Below are 15,298 nucleotides of genomic sequence, written 5' to 3' on the forward strand. Positions count from 1 at the left end.
ATGTTCCGCCGTACGTTCTGGTTCACCGCGGGCGCAGCCGCCGGTGTGTGGGCCACCACCAAGGTCAACCGCAAGCTCAAGAAGCTGACGCCCGAGAGCCTGGCCGCGCAGGCCGCGAACAAGGCGATCGAGGCGGGCCACAAGCTCAAGGACTTCGCGCTCGACGTCCGCGACGGCATGGCCGAGCGAGAGGCCGAGCTGGGCGAGGCCCTCGGCCTGAACGCCCACCCCGACGCCGTCCCCGCGTCGCGCCGCTTCGCGGTCATCGAGAACCGCAGCCCCGCCAAGCACGACAGCAGCAACGACAAGAAGACGAAGTACCTCGAGAACACGACGTACTCGTACAACCGGAATGAGGACCACTGATGGAGTCGGCTGAAATCCGCCGCCGCTGGCTGAGCTTCTTCGAGGAGCGCGGGCACACCGTCGTGCCTTCGGCGTCGCTCATCGCGGACGACCCGACTCTGCTGCTCGTCCCCGCCGGCATGGTGCCCTTCAAGCCCTACTTCCTCGGTGAGGTCAAGCCGCCGGCACCGCGCGTCACCAGCGTGCAGAAGTGCGTGCGTACGCCCGACATCGAAGAGGTCGGCAAGACCACGCGCCACGGCACGTTCTTCCAGATGTGCGGCAACTTCTCCTTCGGTGACTACTTCAAGGAAGGCGCCATCAAGCTGGCCTGGGAGCTGCTCACCGGCTCCGTGGCCGACGGCGGCTTCGGCCTGGACCCGGAGAAGCTCTGGATCACCGTCTACCTCGACGACGACGAGGCCGAGCGGATCTGGCACGAGGTGGTCGGCGTGCCCAAGGAGCGCATCCAGCGCCTGGGCAAGAAGGACAACTTCTGGTCCATGGGCGTCCCCGGACCCTGCGGCCCGTGCTCGGAGATCAACTACGACCGCGGCCCCGAGTTCGGCGCGGAGGGCGGCCCCGCCGTCAACGACGAGCGTTACGTGGAGATCTGGAACCTGGTCTTCATGCAGTTCGAGCGCGGCGCCGGTGACGGCAAGGAGGACTTCCCGATCCTCGGCGAGCTGCCCTCGAAGAACATCGACACGGGCCTCGGCCTCGAACGCCTCGCCATGATCCTGCAGGGCGTGCGGAACATGTACGAGACGGACACCCTGCGCGTCGTCATGGACAAGGCCACCGAGCTGAGCGGCGTGCGCTACGGCGCCGACGCGGGCTCGGACGTCTCCCTGCGCGTCGTCGCGGACCACATCCGTACGTCCGCCATGCTCATCGGCGACGGTGTCACGCCGGGCAACGAGGGCCGCGGGTACGTCCTGCGCCGCATCATGCGCCGCGCCATCCGCAACATGCGCCTGCTCGGCGCCACCGGCCCCGTCATCAAGGACCTCATCGGCGTCGTCATCGACACGATGGGTCTTCAGTACCCGGAGCTCATCGCCGAGAGCAAGCGCATCGAGACCGTCGCCCTCGCCGAGGAGGCCGCCTTCCTCAAGGCCCTCAAGGGCGGCACCAACATCCTCGACACCGCCGTCACGGAGACCAAGGCCTCGGGCGGCAAGGTGCTCTCCGGCGACAAGGCGTTCCTGCTGCACGACACGTGGGGCTTCCCGATCGACCTCACCCTGGAGATGGCCGCCGAGCAGGGCCTCTCCGTGGACGAGGACGGCTTCCGGCGCCTGATGAAGGAGCAGCGGGACCGCGCCAAGGCCGACGCCAGGGCCAAGAAGACCGGCCACGCGGACCTGCACGCCTACCGCGAGATCGCCGACAACGCCGGAGCCACCGACTTCACGGGCTACTCCGCCACGGAGAGCGAGGCCCGGATCGTCGGCCTCCTGGTCAACGGCGTCTCCTCGCCCGCGGCCACCGAGGGCGACGACGTCGAGATCGTCCTCGACCGCACCCCGTTCTACGCGGAGGGCGGCGGCCAGATCGGTGACACCGGCCGCATCCGCCTGGACAGCGGCGCCGTCGTCGAGATCCGCGACGTGCAGAAGCCGGTGCCCGGCGTGCACGTCCACAAGGGTGTCGTCCAGGTCGGCGAGATCACCGTCGGTGCCCCGGTGTGGGCCTCCATCGACGCGCACCGCCGCCGCGCCATCGCCCGCGCCCACTCCGCCACGCACCTCACGCATCAGGCGCTGCGCGACGCGCTCGGCCCCACGGCCGCCCAGGCCGGTTCGGAGAACCAGCCCGGCCGGTTCCGCTTCGACTTCGGTTCGCCGTCCGCCGTGCCCACGGCCGTGATGACGGACGTCGAGCAGAAGATCAACGCGGTCCTCTCCCGGGAGCTGGACGTCCAGGCCGAGGTCATGTCGATCGACGAGGCCAAGAAGCAGGGTGCCATCGCCGAGTTCGGCGAGAAGTACGGCGAGCGCGTGCGCGTCGTCACCATCGGCGACTTCTCCAAGGAGCTGTGCGGCGGCACGCACGTGCACAACACCGCCCAGCTCGGCCTGGTCAAGCTGCTCGGCGAGTCCTCCATCGGCTCCGGCGTGCGCCGCATCGAGGCCCTGGTCGGCGTCGACGCGTACAACTTCCTCGCCAAGGAGCACACGGTCGTCGCCCAGCTCCAGGAGCTGGTCAAGGGCCGTTCCGAGGAGCTGCCCGAGAAGATCTCCGCCATGCTCGGCAAGTTGAAGGACGCCGAGAAGGAGATCGAGAAGTTCCGCGCGGAGAAGGTCCTCCAGGCCGCCGCCGGTCTCGTCCAGGGCGCCAAGGACGTACGCGGTGTCGCCGTCGTCACCGGTCAGGTGCCCGACGGCACGGGCGCCGACGACCTGCGCAAGCTGGTCCTCGACGTGCGCGGGCGCATCCCCGGCGACCGCCCTGCGGTGGTCGCCCTGTTCACGACGGCCAACGGCAAGCCGCTCACGGTCATCGCCACCAACGAAGCCGCGCGTGAGCGCGGCCTCAAGGCCGGCGACCTGGTCCGTACGGCCGCCAAGACCCTCGGCGGCGGTGGCGGCGGCAAGCCGGACGTCGCCCAGGGCGGCGGCCAGAACCCGGCCGCCATCGGCGAGGCCATCGCCTCCGTCGAGCGCCTCGTCACCGAGACGGCCTGATGCACGAGTCCATGCGCAGGGGCCGGCGTCTGGCCATCGACGTCGGTGACGCCCGGATCGGGGTCGCCTCGTGCGACCCCGACGGGATCCTCGCCACGCCGGTCGAGACGGTGCCGGGGCGCGACGTCCCGGCCGCTCAGCGCCGGCTGAAGCAGCTCGTCGAGGAGTACGAACCGATCGAGATCGTCGTCGGCCTCCCTCGCTCCCTCAACGGGGGCGAGGGCCCGGCGGCCGCCAAGGTCCGCGCGTTCACCCAGGACCTCGCCCGCATGGTCGCCCCGGTCGCGGTGAGGCTCGTGGACGAGAGGATGACCACAGTGACGGCCAGTCAGGGGCTGCGCGCCTCGGGCGTGAAGTCCAAAAAGGGCAGGTCTGTCATCGATCAGGCGGCGGCCGTGATCATCCTTCAGCAGGCCCTGGAGTCCGAACGGGCGTCAGGTAAAGCTCCCGGCGAGGGCGTCGAAGTGGTCATCTGATCGCGATACGGTAACGTTCCGCGCGATGCGGCGGTGTTCGAACAGCTGCCGCACAGCATCAAGAGGCGGAATGGTTGCCCGGCCCACCAGACGGCGGCCCCGCCTCGCGGCATGTAGGGGATCGATGACTGAGTATGGCCGGGGTCCAGGCTCCGAACCGTGGCATCCGGAGGACCCGTTGTACGGGGACAGCGGATGGGGAGGACAGCAGCCCGAGGGCGGCCAGTCCACCTACGGCGGCCAGGGGCAGTACCACCCGCAGCAGCCGCACCAGCATCAGCAGCCGCAGCAGGGGCAGGGGCAGTACGGCGGCGACTGGAACACCGGTCAGCAGCAGGCCGCCTACGACCAGTCGTACGGCGGCCAGCAGGGTTACGAGGGCGGGCCCGCCCAGGCGTACGGAGGCGACCCCGGCCAGGGGTACGGCGGCCAGGGCCACGGCCAGGGTCAAGGGCAAGGGCAGGGCCACGGTCAAGGCCAGGGCCACGGGCAGGGCCACGGCCACGGCCAGAACGGCGGCTCGGAGTCCGGATACCCCGCGGGGCCCGACTCCGCGTACGGCGGCGGCCACGACCCCTATGGCGGCGGTGGCTATGACACCGGACAGCAGCCGCAGGCCCCCTACACGGGCGATCCGATGGACCCCTACGGCGGCCGCCCCGCGGAGTACGCCCAGGAGAGCCCCGACTACTACTCCACGCCCGATGCGTACGAACCGCCGGAGCCGCCAGGCCGCCGCCGCCCGGTGGAGGCCGAGCCGGGGTCGGACACGGACTGGGACCCGGGGCCCGACCAGGGCGAACATGCCTTCTTCGCGGGCGACGATGACGACGGCTCCGACGACGACCCGGGCCGCGGCGGCGGACGGGGCGACCGGCGCGGCCGGGGCGGCAAGAAGCCGAAGAAGCGCCGCAGCGGCTGTGCCTGTCTGGTCGTCACCATCGTCTTCGGCGGCGGCCTCGCCGGCGTCGGCTACTTCGGCTACCAGTTCTACCAGGATCGTTTCGGCACGGCGCCCGACTACGCGGGCGACGGCTCGGGCGCGGTCACGGTCGACATCCCCGAGAACTCCACCGGCTATCAGATCGGCGCGGAGCTGAAGAAGGCCGGTGTCGTCAAGAGCGTCGACGCGTTCGTCTCGGCCCAGGGCAAGCGCCAGGACCAGGCGATCCAGTCGGGCGTCTACACGCTCAAGAAACGCATGTCGGCGGCGAGCGCCGTGGATCTGATGCTGAATCCCAAGAGCCGCAGCAACCTCGTCATTCCCGAGGGCACGCGGAACAAGGCGATCTATCAGCTGATCGACAAACGCCTGAAGGTCGCGGACGGCACCACGGAAAAGGTCGCCAAAAACGACTACAAGAGCCTCGGTCTGCCCGACTGGGCGAATACGAACAAGGACATCAAGGACCCGCTGGAAGGCTTCCTCTACCCCTCCAGTTATCCGGTCGCGAAGGGCCAGAAGCCCGCGGACGTCCTGCGCAAGATGGTCGCCCACGCAAACAAGAAGTACGAGGAACTCGACCTCAAGTCGAAGGCCGCGGAACTGAACCTGGAGAACCCGCTCCAGGTCCTCACGGTGGCGAGCCTGGTCCAGGCGGAAGGCAAGTACAAGCACGACTTCGAGAAGGTCGCGACGGTCGTCTACAACCGCCTGAAGCCCACGAACACCGAGACCTACGGCCTGTTGGACTTCGACTCCACCGTGAACTACCTCCGCGGCGAGTCCAAGCTCGGCACGGGCACGGTCGACGCACTCCGCAGGATCGAGGACCCGTACAACACCTACAAGATCAAGGGTCTGCCGCCCGGCCCGATCAGCAACCCGGGCGAAGTGGCGCTGAATTCGGCGCTGCATCCCGCCAAGGGCAATTGGTACTACTTCGTTTCGGTCAGCGAGGACAAGACGCTCTTCGCCGAGACGAACGAAGAGCAGAACCGCAACCGCGAGAAATACCTGAAGGGGCAATGAGCGCGCAGAAGCGTCGAGCCGCCGTCCTGGGCTCCCCGATCGCCCACTCCCTCTCCCCGGTGCTGCACCGTGCCGCATACGAGGAGCTGGGGCTGAGCGAGTGGACGTACGACCGTTTCGAGACCGACGAGGCGGCGCTCCCCGAATTCATCGGGAAACTCGGCCCCGAATGGGCGGGGCTCTCGCTGACGATGCCGTTGAAGCGGGCGGTCATTCCGCTGCTCGACGAGATCAGCGCGACCGCGGCGTCCGTCGAGGCCGTGAACACGGTGGTGTTCACCGACGACGGCCGCAAGATCGGCGACAACACCGACGTCCCCGGCATGGTCGCGGCCCTGCGCGAACACGGCATCGAACAGGTCGAGTCCGCCGCGATCCTCGGCGCGGGCGCCACGGCGTCCTCCGCGCTCGCCGCCCTCGCCCGGATCTGCACCGGCGAGGTCGTCGCGTACGTGCGCAGCGACGCGCGGGCCGCGGAGATGCGGCAGTGGGGCGAGCGGCTCGACGTGGAGGTCAGGACCGAGGCCTGGGAGGACGCCAGGGAGGCGCTGGACGCCCCCCTGGTGATCGCCACGACCCCGGCGGGCACGACGGACGCGCTGTCCGGCCTCGTGCCCGAACGCCCGGCCACCCTCTTCGACGTGCTGTACGACCCGTGGCCCACCACCCTCGCCGCCCGCTGGTCGGCGTACGGCGGGGCGGTGGTCAGCGGCCTCGACCTGCTCGTGCACCAGGCGGTGCTCCAGGTCGAGCAGATGACCGGCTGTGCGTCCGCGCCGCTCGACGCCATGCGCGGGGCGGGCGAGCACGCGCTCGCCGAACGGTAGACGTCCCTCCGTCGGGCGGGCGTCCGTCTGATGGACCTGGGGCCGGGCCCGCCACCGGATCGTGGGAGGATCGGGGCATGGCGGGCCAGGGCCGCGCACCCGGCCTCGCCGTCGAAGACCGCAGTTCCAGGCGCGAGCATGAGGAGCACCGTTGAGCAGGTTGCGCTGGCTGACCGCTGGGGAGTCCCACGGACCCGCACTTGTGGCGACGCTGGAGGGACTTCCCGCCGGCGTTCCGATCACCACGGAGATGGTGGCGGACCACCTGGCCAGGCGGCGGCTGGGCTATGGACGCGGTGCGCGCATGAAGTTCGAGCGCGACGAGATCACCTTCCTCGGCGGCGTCCGGCACGGTCTGACCATGGGCTCGCCCGTGGCCATCATGGTGGGCAACACCGAGTGGCCCAAGTGGGAGCAGGTCATGGCGGCCGACCCGGTCGACCCCGAGATCCTCGCCGACCTGGCCCGCAACGCCCCGCTGACCCGCCCGAGGCCCGGCCACGCCGACCTCGCGGGCATGCAGAAGTACGGCTTCGACGAGGCACGGCCGGTCCTGGAGCGCGCCTCCGCCCGCGAGACCGCGGCCCGCGTCGCGCTCGGCGCGGTCGCCCGCTCGTACCTCAAGGAGACGGCCGGGATCGAGATCGTCAGCCATGTGACGGAACTGGCGGCGGCGAAGGCCCCCTACGGCGTCTACCCGACCCCCGCCGACGTCGACAAGCTCGACGCCGACCCGGTGCGCTGCCTGGACGCCGACGCGTCGAAGGCGATGGTCGCGGAGATCGACCAGGCCCACAAGGACGGCGACACCCTGGGCGGCGTCGTCGAGGTGCTCGCCTACGGAGTGCCGGTCGGCCTCGGCTCCCACGTGCACTGGGACCGGCGGCTCGACGCGCGGCTCGCCGCCGCGCTCATGGGCATCCAGGCCATCAAGGGCGTCGAGGTCGGAGACGGCTTCGACCTCGCGCGCGTGCCGGGCTCCCAGGCCCACGACGAGATCGTCTCCACCGACGACGGCATCCGGCGCACCTCCGGCCGCTCCGGCGGCACCGAGGGCGGCCTGACCACCGGTGAGCTGCTGCGCGTACGCGCCGCCATGAAGCCCATCGCGACCGTGCCGCGCGCGCTCGCCACCGTCGACGTGGCGACCGGTGAGGCCACCAAGGCGCACCACCAGCGCTCCGACGTGTGCGCCGTGCCCGCCGCCGGCATCGTCGCCGAGGCCATGGTCGCGCTCGTCCTCGCCGACGCCGTCGCGGAGAAGTTCGGCGGCGACAGCGTTCCTGAGACCCGGCGCAACGTCCGGTCCTACCTCGACAACCTGCAGATCCGGTGACCGGCCCGGCAGCGGACGGCCCGCGCGTCGTCCTGATCGGACCCATGGGCGTCGGCAAGACGACGGTCGGCGAGCTGCTCGCCGACCGGCTCGGGACCACGTTCCGGGACACCGACGCCGACATCGTCGCCGCACAGGGCCGCGAGATCGCGGACATCTTCGTCGACGAGGGCGAGCCGTACTTCCGTGACCTGGAACGGCAGGCCGTGCGAGCGGCCGTCGAGGAGCACGACGGCGTCCTCGCGCTCGGCGGGGGAGCGATCCTCGACGACACCACGCGCGCGCTGCTCTCGACGCACCCCGTCGCCTATCTGTCGATGGACGTCGAGGAGGCCGTCAAGCGCACCGGCCTCAACCAGGCGCGTCCGCTGCTCGCCGTCAACCCGCGCAAGCAGTGGCGCGAGCTGATGGACGCCCGCCGCCATCTGTACGCCGAAGTCGCCCGCGCGGTCGTCGCCACCGACGGCCGCACCCCCGAAGAGGTCGCCCAGGCGGTCCTCGACGCACTGGAGTTGAAGGAAGCATGACGACGGAGCAGACCCCCACCCGTATCCACGTCGGCGGCACCGCCGGCACGGATCCGTACGAGGTACTGGTCGGTCGGCAGCTCCTCGGCGAGCTGCCCGGACTCATCGGCACCCAGGCCAAGCGCGTCGCCGTGATCCACCCCGAGGCGCTCGCCGGGACCGGTGACGCGCTCCGCCAGGACCTCGCCGACCAGGGCTACGAGGCCGTCGCCATCCAGGTCCCCAACGCCGAGGAGGCCAAGACGGCCGAGGTCGCGGCGTACTGCTGGAAGGCGCTCGGCCAGTCCGGCTTCACGCGCAGCGACGTCATCGTCGGCGTCGGCGGCGGTGCCTCCACCGACCTCGCCGGGTTCGTGGCCGCGACCTGGCTGCGCGGCGTCCGCTGGATCGCCGTGCCGACCACGGTGCTCGGCATGGTGGACGCGGCGGTCGGCGGCAAGACCGGCATCAACACCGCCGAGGGCAAGAACCTGGTGGGCGCCTTCCACCCGCCGGCCGGGGTGCTCTGCGACCTGGCGGCGCTGGACTCGCTTCCCGTGAACGACTACGTCTCCGGGCTCGCGGAGATCATCAAGGCCGGGTTCATCGCGGACCCGGCGATCCTGGAGCTCATCGAGGCCGACCCGCAGGCCGCGCGCACGCCGGCCGGGCAGCACACCGCCGAGCTCATCGAGCGCTCCATCAAGGTCAAGGCCGAGGTCGTCTCCGGTGACCTCAAGGAGGCGGGGCTGCGGGAGATCCTCAACTACGGGCACACGCTGGCGCACGCCATCGAGAAGAACGAGCGGTACAAGTGGCGGCACGGGGCCGCCGTCTCCGTGGGCATGCTCTTCGCCGCCGAACTCGGCCGTCTGGCGGGGCGGCTCGACGACGCGACCGCCGACCGGCACCGCAGCGTCCTGGAGTCGGTGGGCCTTCCCCTGACGTACCGCTACGACCAGTGGCCGAAGCTGCTCGAGACCATGAAGGTCGACAAGAAGTCCCGCGGTGACCTGCTGCGCTTCATCGTCCTCGACGGCCTCGGCAAGCCGACGGTCCTGGAGGGCCCCGACCCGGCGGTGCTGCTCGCCGCGTACGGCGAAGTGGGCGAGTAGAGGGCCTTACTTCGCCCTGCCGGCCCCGCTGATTCGGCCACGGGCACTTCGGGGGCTCCCCGGCCGTTCACACAACGGTGGCCGGGGACGGTACCGTTCGGTAAGAGTCTGGCCGGGGTTGTCGCACAGACTCTGACGGGCGGGCCCAACAGCCGCCCGACCAGCGTCAGTCGTACGAGACGGAGTGGCACCGGATGCAGCACGCAGTGGGGTCTCCGCTGCCGCCGCCCCATCAGCCGGGGCACGGACCGGCCACCGGCTGGTCCCCGGCCGCACAACACCCGAGCGCTCCACCCCAGGGAGCCGCACCGCCACCCCCCGCGGGGGACCGGGCACCGCAGGACCCACGCCAGGCACCGCACGTCCAGCACGCGCACGGCCAGGCGCCGGCCGCGCATCCGCCGGGGCCCGTGTCGGCCGCGCACCCGCCTCCTGGGCCTGTATCGGCGCCTGGGCCTGCATCGGCCGCGCCCCCGCCGCCGGGGCCCGTGCCGCCCGCGCCGGACACCACCGGGCACATCCAGCTGCCGCCGGGCGGCCCCGTGGCGATGCCGAGTCCGCCGCCGGGCACGGCGCAGGCCGACACGGGGGCCACCACGCTCGCCGTGCTGCTCATCGGGCCCGCGGGCGCGGGCAAGACGAGCGTGGCGAAGTACTGGGCCGAGCACCGGCATGTGCCGACGGCCCACATCAGCCTCGACGACGTACGCGAATGGGTGCGCTCCGGCTTCGCCGACCCGCAGTCGGGCTGGAACGACCACTCCGAGGCGCAGTACCGCCTGGCCCGCCGCACCTGCGGCTTCGCCGCGCGGAACTTCCTGGCGAACGGCATCTCCTGCATCCTCGACGACGCGGTCTTCCCCGACCGCCCGGTCGTCGGCCTCGGCGGCTGGAAGCGCCACGTGGGCCCCGGCCTGCTGCCCGTCGTCCTCCTGCCGGGCCTGGAGATCGTCCTGGAGCGCAACGCCCAGCGCAGCGGCAACCGCCGCCTCACCGACGAGGAAGTGGCCCGCATCCACGGCCGCATGGCGGGCTGGTACGGCTCGGGCCTCCCCATCATCGACAACTCCCAACTGGACGTCCCCACCACGGCCCGACTCCTGGACGACGTCCTCACCCGAGCAATCGCGAGCCCGCCGCAGTGGTGAGCGGCCCGGCCGAGCCGGTTTCCGCCGGTGACGGCCCCCCGACGCCCGGTCGGACGCGCTGATCGGGCCGGATCGCGGTGGCGCTCGTAGGCTCGGCCCATGTCTGAGGTGTACGCGGTCCGCAGGGAGCGGGTGAGGGAGCGGTGTGCCGCGGGTGGGGGTGCCGCGGCGCTGGTGTCCCGGCCCGCCAATGTCCGCTATCTCGCCGGGGCGGCGCCCCTGGGTGCCGTTCTGCTGGTGGGCGAGGACGAGGACGTCCTGCTGTGCGGGAGACCTCCCAGCGATCAGCACGGCGAGGGACGGCCCGACGAGGGCCTGCGGATGCGGCTCCTTTCCGAGCCGGGCGCCGACCCGGCCGTGGCCGGCGCGGGGCTCGCGGTCGCCCAGGGCGCCGAGTCACTGGCCGTCGAGGAGCACCACCTGACCGTCGCCCGGCACCGGGCCCTCGGCTCGGTCGCCCCGAGGCTGCGCCTGGTGGACCTCGGCGGGGCGGTGGAGCAGCTGCGGTACGTCAAGGACGAGGAGGAGATCTCCTGTCTGCGGATCGCCGCCGAGATCACCGACCAGGCCCTCGGAGAGCTCCTGGAGTCCATCCTCGTCGGGCGGACCGAGCGGCATCTCGCCCTTGAGCTGGAGCGGCGGCTGGTGGATCACGGGGCCGACGGTCCCGCCTTCGCCACCTCGGTCGGGACCGGGCCCAATTCCGGCAGGGGCGGGCACAGGCCGTCGGACCGGAGAGTGGAGGAAGGGGACTTCCTCTCCGTCTGCCTGGGGGCCGGCTACCGCGGATACCGATGTGAGATCGGACGTACGTTCGTCATCGGCACATCTCCCGCCGACTGGCAGATCGAGCTGTACGACCTCGTCTTCGCCGCTCAGCGAGCGGGCAGGGAGGCCCTCGTGCCCGGCGCGGCCTGCCGCGACGTGGACCGCGCGGCCCGTCATGTGATGGACTCGGCCGGGTACGCGGACGGACTCGCTCCGGTGACCGGTCACGGCGTGGGGCTCGAAATCGACGAGGACCCTCAATTGGCGCCCGCGGCCATGGGTAAACTGGACGCTTGCGTGCCTGTCACCGTCGAACCGGGGATCCACCTCCCGGGCCGGGGCGGTGTCCGGATCGATGACACGCTCGTCGTACGCCCCGAGGCGGACGGCGGACCCGAGCTACTCACCATCACGACCAAGGAGCTGCTCGCGCTCTAGCCCCGAGCTGAGCGCGCGCGCCGGGGTCGTCCACGTCAGTCCAGGAGATTGAAGCAACCGTGGCTTCCACGAACGACCTCAAGAACGGCCTGGTGCTCAAGCTCGAAGGCGGCCAGCTCTGGTCCGTCGTCGAGTTCCAGCACGTCAAGCCCGGCAAGGGCCCGGCTTTCGTGCGCACCAAGCTCAAGAACGTGCTCTCCGGCAAGGTCGTCGACAAGACGTTCAACGCCGGCGTCAAGGTCGACACGGCCACGATCGACAAGCGCGACATGCAGTTCTCGTACATGGACGGCGACTACTTCGTCTTCATGGACATGGAGACCTACGACCAGCTGCACGTCGACCGCAAGGCCGTCGGTGACGCCGCCAACTTCCTGATCGAGGGCTTCACCGCCTCCGTGGCGCAGCACGACGGCTCGGTGCTCTTCGTCGAGCTGCCCGCCGCCGTGGAGCTCGTGATCCAGGAGACCGAGCCGGGCGTCCAGGGCGACCGCTCCACCGGCGGCACCAAGCCCGCCACTCTGGAGACCGGCCACCAGATCCAGGTCCCGCTCTTCATCACGACGGGCGAGAAGATCAAGGTCGACACCCGCACCAGCGACTACCTCGGCCGGGTGAACAGCTAACCGTGGCTGCTCGTAATACGGCCCGTAAGCGCGCCTTCCAGATCCTCTTCGAGGCCGACCAGCGTGGCACCGACGTCAGGACGGTCCTCGCTGACTGGGTGCGCCACTCGCGGTCCGACACCCGGCAGCCGCCGGTGAGCGAGTACACGATGGAGCTCGTCGAGGGGTACGCGGAGCATGAGCGCCGCATCGACGAACTCATCTCGCAGTACGCCGTCGGCTGGACCCTGGACCGGATGCCGGTCGTCGACCGCAACATCCTGCGGCTCGGCGCCTATGAACTGGTCTGGGTCGACGGGACACCCGACGCGGTGGTGCTCGACGAGGCGGTCCAGCTCGCCAAGGAGTTCTCCACGGACGAGTCGCCGTCCTTCGTGAACGGCCTGCTCGGGCGCTTCAAGGACCTGAAGCCGTCCCTGCGCCGCGACGAGGCGTAAGGCATCTCGTAACGTCACCCGGAGGGCCCGCGGCGATACAGCCGCGGGCCCTCCGGGTTTTCCCGTGCAAAGGCGCGTATGCGTCCATGGCGGGGCCACACACCAAAGGGCGCTCCGAAGGCCGCGCCCATGGGCGGGGGGCCAAAGCTTTGGGTAAAGCAGAAACCGCCGGGGTGGGCGCCGCCCTTTTGCTCTCTCCCCCCCCACAACACGCTTCTCCTTCGTGCTAGGGGTTTGTCCACACCCTTCGTGGGCAAAAAGGCAGAGAGCGTTCTCCTCCCGGAAGCCCCCACTGATGAGCTGCTCGGTGAGGACCGAGGGGGACTGGTCATAGATCACGGCGAGGGTGCGCAGGTCGTCCTGGCGGATCGAGAGCACCTTGCCGTTGTAGTCCCCGCGCTGGGACTGGATCGTGGCGGCATAACGCTGGAGCGGGCCCGCCTTCTCGGCCGGCACGTGGGCAAGACGCTCCAGGTCGAGGACGAGCTTCGGCGGCGGCTCGGCGGCTCCACCGGGGGCGGTACCAGGCAGGAGCTCCTGCACCGGGACGCCGTAGAAGTCCGCCAGCTCGGCGAGGCGCTGCACGGTCACGGCACGGTCACCGCGCTCGTACGACCCCACCACGACCGCCTTCCAGCGTCCCTGGGACTTCTCCTCGACACCGTGGAGGGAAAGGCCCTGCTGGGTACGGATCGCACGGAGCTTGGCTCCGAGCTGCTTGGCGTATTCGCTGGACATATAGCTCCCCGGACGCTGCGACAATCAGGCGGCTCCGCCGCGTGGCTGGTAACTCACTGTGAGGTTACGCAGCGTTACTTGCCTGCGTCAAGCCGAATGGTCTCTACCGCTCCTTCGGTGGAGTCGGATGTCGTACTCGGTCATCCGTACTGGTAGTGTGGTGGCGCAATTTCGACGTCCTTTAAGGTCCGTCCCGTGAGGCGGAGAAGGAGGTCCGTTTTCACATGGACACGCAGGAAACGAACGACTCCGCTGTCGCGCGCCCCGTTCTCGAGGGCCCCGACATCGCGCGGGTACTGACCCGCATCGCCCACGAGATCGTCGAGCGCGCCAAGGGCGCGGACGACGTGGTCCTCCTCGGCATTCCCACCCGTGGCGTCTTCCTCGCCCGACGGCTCGCCGAGAAGCTCCAGGACATCACCGGACGCGAGGTTCCGGTCGGCTCCCTCGACATCACCATGTACCGCGACGACCTGCGCATGCACCCGCCGCGCGCGCTGGCCCGCACCGCGATCCCCGGTGAGGGGATCGACGGCCGCCTGGTCGTCCTCGTCGACGACGTCCTCTTCTCCGGCCGCACGATCCGGGCCGCCCTCGACGCGCTGAACGACATCGGGCGCCCCCGCGCGGTGCAGCTCGCCGTCCTCGTCGACCGCGGCCACCGCGAGCTGCCCATCCGCGCCGACTACGTGGGCAAGAACCTCCCCACGTCGCTGCGGGAGACGGTCAAGGTCCAGCTCACCGAGGAGGACGGCCGCGACGCCGTGCTGCTCGGCGCCAAGCCCGTCTCCGCCTGAAGGACCGGCTTCCTCCCACACGGGCAGCACGGGACCAGGGCACAGCCCTGCGCGCCCGCGTGCCCGCAGACCTCCACGACACCGGAGTACACCCCCGATGATGCGACACCTCATCTCGGCCGCCGACCTCTCCCGCGACGAAGCCGTCCACATCCTCGACACGGCCGAGGAGATGGCCCGGGTCGCCGACCGGCCGATCAAGAAGCTGCCCGCCCTGCGCGGCCGGACCGTCGTCAACCTCTTCTTCGAGGACTCGACGCGGACCCGGATCTCGTTCGAGGCCGCCGAGAAGCGCCTCTCCGCCGACGTCATCAACTTCGCCGCCAAGGGCTCGTCGGTCTCCAAGGGCGAGTCGCTCAAGGACACCGCGCAGACCCTGGAGGCGATGGGCGTCGACGCCGTCGTCATCCGGCACGGCGCCTCCGGCGCGCCCTACCGCCTCGCCACCTCGGGCTGGATCGACGCGGCCGTCATCAACGCCGGTGACGGCACCCACCAGCACCCCACCCAGGCCCTGCTCGACGCCTTCACCATGCGGCGCCGCCTCGTCGGACCCGACGAGGGGATCGGCAAGGACCTGGCCGGCCGGCGCATCACCCTCGTCGGCGACATCCTGCACAGCCGCGTGGCCCGCTCCAACGTCGACCTGCTGCACACACTCGGCGCCGAGGTCACACTGGTCGCCCCGCCCACCCTGGTGCCGGTCGGCGTCGAGAACTGGCCCTGCGAGGTCAGCTACGGCCTGGACGGCGTCCTCGCGAAGTCCGACGCCGTCATGATGCTGCGGGTGCAGCGCGAGCGCATGAACGCCGCGTTCTTCCCCACCGAGCGGGAGTACTCACGCCGCTACGGCCTGGACGGCGAGCGCATGGCGAAGATGCCCGCGCACGCCATCGTGATGCACCCGGGACCGATGGTCCGCGGCATGGAGATCACCGCCGAGGTCGCCGACTCCGACCGCTGCACGGTCGTCGAACAGGTCGCCAACGGCGTCTCCATCCGCATGGCCGTCCTCTACCTGCTCCTTGGCGGCAACGAGCCCGCCGCCGCCCACACCCGTACCGAGGAGAACAAGTAAA

14 protein-coding genes and 1 pseudogene are annotated in these 15,298 nt (G+C 70.6%); 14 read left to right on the plus strand and 1 reads right to left on the minus strand.

Going from position 1 to position 15,298, the window contains the following annotated elements; translation table 11 throughout:
- The 12 genes from ACZ6JY_RS19630 (at position 1) to nusB (ending at position 12,684) form a co-directional block, all read left to right on the plus strand.
- The gene (locus tag ACZ6JY_RS19630; protein ID WP_469197242.1) at positions 1 to 366 is read left to right on the plus strand and encodes a DUF6167 family protein; all 366 of its coding nucleotides are present in this window, start codon (positions 1 to 3) and stop codon (positions 364 to 366) included.
- Positions 366 to 3,035, plus strand: coding sequence for an alanine--tRNA ligase (gene alaS / locus ACZ6JY_RS19635; RefSeq protein WP_469197243.1), 2,670 nt, complete (start codon positions 366 to 368; stop codon positions 3,033 to 3,035). Before ACZ6JY_RS19630 ends, alaS begins: the two co-directional genes overlap by 1 nt.
- 11 nt (positions 3,036 to 3,046) lie before the next feature.
- Positions 3,047 to 3,511 carry a Holliday junction resolvase RuvX gene (gene ruvX, locus ACZ6JY_RS19640; protein ID WP_469197356.1) on the plus strand — a complete coding sequence of 155 codons (465 nt, stop codon included), beginning with the start codon at positions 3,047 to 3,049 and terminating at the stop codon, positions 3,509 to 3,511.
- A 124-nt stretch (positions 3,512 to 3,635) separates the two neighbouring features.
- On the plus strand, positions 3,636 to 5,483 hold the full coding sequence (gene mltG, locus ACZ6JY_RS19645) for an endolytic transglycosylase MltG (protein ID WP_469197244.1): 1,848 nt from the start codon (positions 3,636 to 3,638) through the stop codon (positions 5,481 to 5,483).
- On the plus strand, positions 5,480 to 6,310 hold the full coding sequence (locus tag ACZ6JY_RS19650) for a shikimate dehydrogenase (protein WP_469197245.1): 831 nt from the start codon (positions 5,480 to 5,482) through the stop codon (positions 6,308 to 6,310). The genes mltG and ACZ6JY_RS19650 overlap by 4 nt, the downstream gene beginning before the upstream one ends.
- Positions 6,311 to 6,461: 151 nt before the next feature.
- A complete protein-coding gene (gene aroC, locus ACZ6JY_RS19655; RefSeq protein ID WP_469197246.1) occupies positions 6,462 to 7,646 on the plus strand; it encodes a chorismate synthase in 1,185 nt (394 codons plus the stop codon).
- Between the two features lie 44 nt (positions 7,647 to 7,690).
- Positions 7,691 to 8,173, plus strand: coding sequence for a shikimate kinase (locus ACZ6JY_RS19660; protein WP_447041868.1), 483 nt, complete (start codon positions 7,691 to 7,693; stop codon positions 8,171 to 8,173).
- Positions 8,170 to 9,267: a 3-dehydroquinate synthase gene (gene aroB / locus ACZ6JY_RS19665; RefSeq protein ID WP_469197247.1), complete on the plus strand. Its 1,098-nt coding sequence runs from the start codon at positions 8,170 to 8,172 to the stop codon at positions 9,265 to 9,267. Before ACZ6JY_RS19660 ends, aroB begins: the two co-directional genes overlap by 4 nt.
- 194 nt (positions 9,268 to 9,461) lie before the next feature.
- A complete protein-coding gene (locus tag ACZ6JY_RS19670) occupies positions 9,462 to 10,415 on the plus strand; it encodes an AAA family ATPase (protein ID WP_469197248.1) in 954 nt (317 codons plus the stop codon).
- Positions 10,416 to 10,514: 99 nt separating this feature from the next.
- Entirely contained in the window at positions 10,515 to 11,621 is a 1,107-nt protein-coding gene (locus tag ACZ6JY_RS19675) for an aminopeptidase P family protein (RefSeq protein WP_469197249.1), read from the plus strand.
- A 59-nt stretch (positions 11,622 to 11,680) separates the two neighbouring features.
- Positions 11,681 to 12,247, plus strand: coding sequence for an elongation factor P (gene efp / locus ACZ6JY_RS19680; RefSeq protein ID WP_447036265.1), 567 nt, complete (start codon positions 11,681 to 11,683; stop codon positions 12,245 to 12,247).
- Between the two features lie 2 nt (positions 12,248 to 12,249).
- The gene (gene nusB, locus ACZ6JY_RS19685; protein WP_469197250.1) at positions 12,250 to 12,684 is read left to right on the plus strand and encodes a transcription antitermination factor NusB; all 435 of its coding nucleotides are present in this window, start codon (positions 12,250 to 12,252) and stop codon (positions 12,682 to 12,684) included.
- Positions 12,685 to 12,930: 246 nt separating this feature from the next.
- Here nusB and bldD read toward each other — a convergent pair.
- A pseudogene (bldD, locus tag ACZ6JY_RS19690) lies at positions 12,931 to 13,422 on the minus strand (transcriptional regulator BldD); the annotation flags it as partial.
- Positions 13,423 to 13,646: 224 nt separating this feature from the next.
- Here bldD and pyrR point away from each other — a divergent pair.
- Positions 13,647 to 14,219, plus strand: a complete 573-nt coding sequence (gene pyrR, locus ACZ6JY_RS19695) for a bifunctional pyr operon transcriptional regulator/uracil phosphoribosyltransferase PyrR (protein WP_469197251.1) — start codon at positions 13,647 to 13,649, stop codon at positions 14,217 to 14,219.
- Positions 14,220 to 14,316: 97 nt separating this feature from the next.
- Positions 14,317 to 15,297 (plus strand): aspartate carbamoyltransferase catalytic subunit, encoded by a 981-nt coding sequence (locus ACZ6JY_RS19700; RefSeq protein ID WP_469197252.1) that lies wholly within the window; start codon positions 14,317 to 14,319, stop codon positions 15,295 to 15,297.
- Position 15,298: the final 1 nt, after the last annotated feature.

Source organism: Streptomyces sp. NPDC046335, assembly GCF_055587985.1.

Excerpts from the sequence above, each read along its gene's own strand:
- alaS (WP_469197243.1), top strand. The coding sequence starts at position 366 with ATGGAGTCGGCTGAAATCCGCCGCCGCTGGCTGAGCTTCTTCGAGGAG.
- mltG (WP_469197244.1), top strand. The coding sequence starts at position 3,636 with ATGACTGAGTATGGCCGGGGTCCAGGCTCCGAACCGTGGCATCCGGAG.
- aroB (WP_469197247.1), top strand. The coding sequence starts at position 8,170 with ATGACGACGGAGCAGACCCCCACCCGTATCCACGTCGGCGGCACCGCC.
- ACZ6JY_RS19675 (WP_469197249.1), top strand. The coding sequence starts at position 10,515 with ATGTCTGAGGTGTACGCGGTCCGCAGGGAGCGGGTGAGGGAGCGGTGT.
- pyrR (WP_469197251.1), top strand. The coding sequence starts at position 13,647 with ATGGACACGCAGGAAACGAACGACTCCGCTGTCGCGCGCCCCGTTCTC.
- ACZ6JY_RS19700 (WP_469197252.1), top strand. The coding sequence starts at position 14,317 with ATGATGCGACACCTCATCTCGGCCGCCGACCTCTCCCGCGACGAAGCC.
- ruvX (WP_469197356.1), top strand. The coding sequence starts at position 3,047 with ATGCGCAGGGGCCGGCGTCTGGCCATCGACGTCGGTGACGCCCGGATC.
- ACZ6JY_RS19660 (WP_447041868.1), top strand. The coding sequence starts at position 7,691 with ATGGGCGTCGGCAAGACGACGGTCGGCGAGCTGCTCGCCGACCGGCTC.
- ACZ6JY_RS19650 (WP_469197245.1), top strand. The coding sequence starts at position 5,480 with ATGAGCGCGCAGAAGCGTCGAGCCGCCGTCCTGGGCTCCCCGATCGCC.
- ACZ6JY_RS19670 (WP_469197248.1), top strand. The coding sequence starts at position 9,462 with ATGCAGCACGCAGTGGGGTCTCCGCTGCCGCCGCCCCATCAGCCGGGG.
- ACZ6JY_RS19630 (WP_469197242.1), top strand. The coding sequence starts at position 1 with ATGTTCCGCCGTACGTTCTGGTTCACCGCGGGCGCAGCCGCCGGTGTG.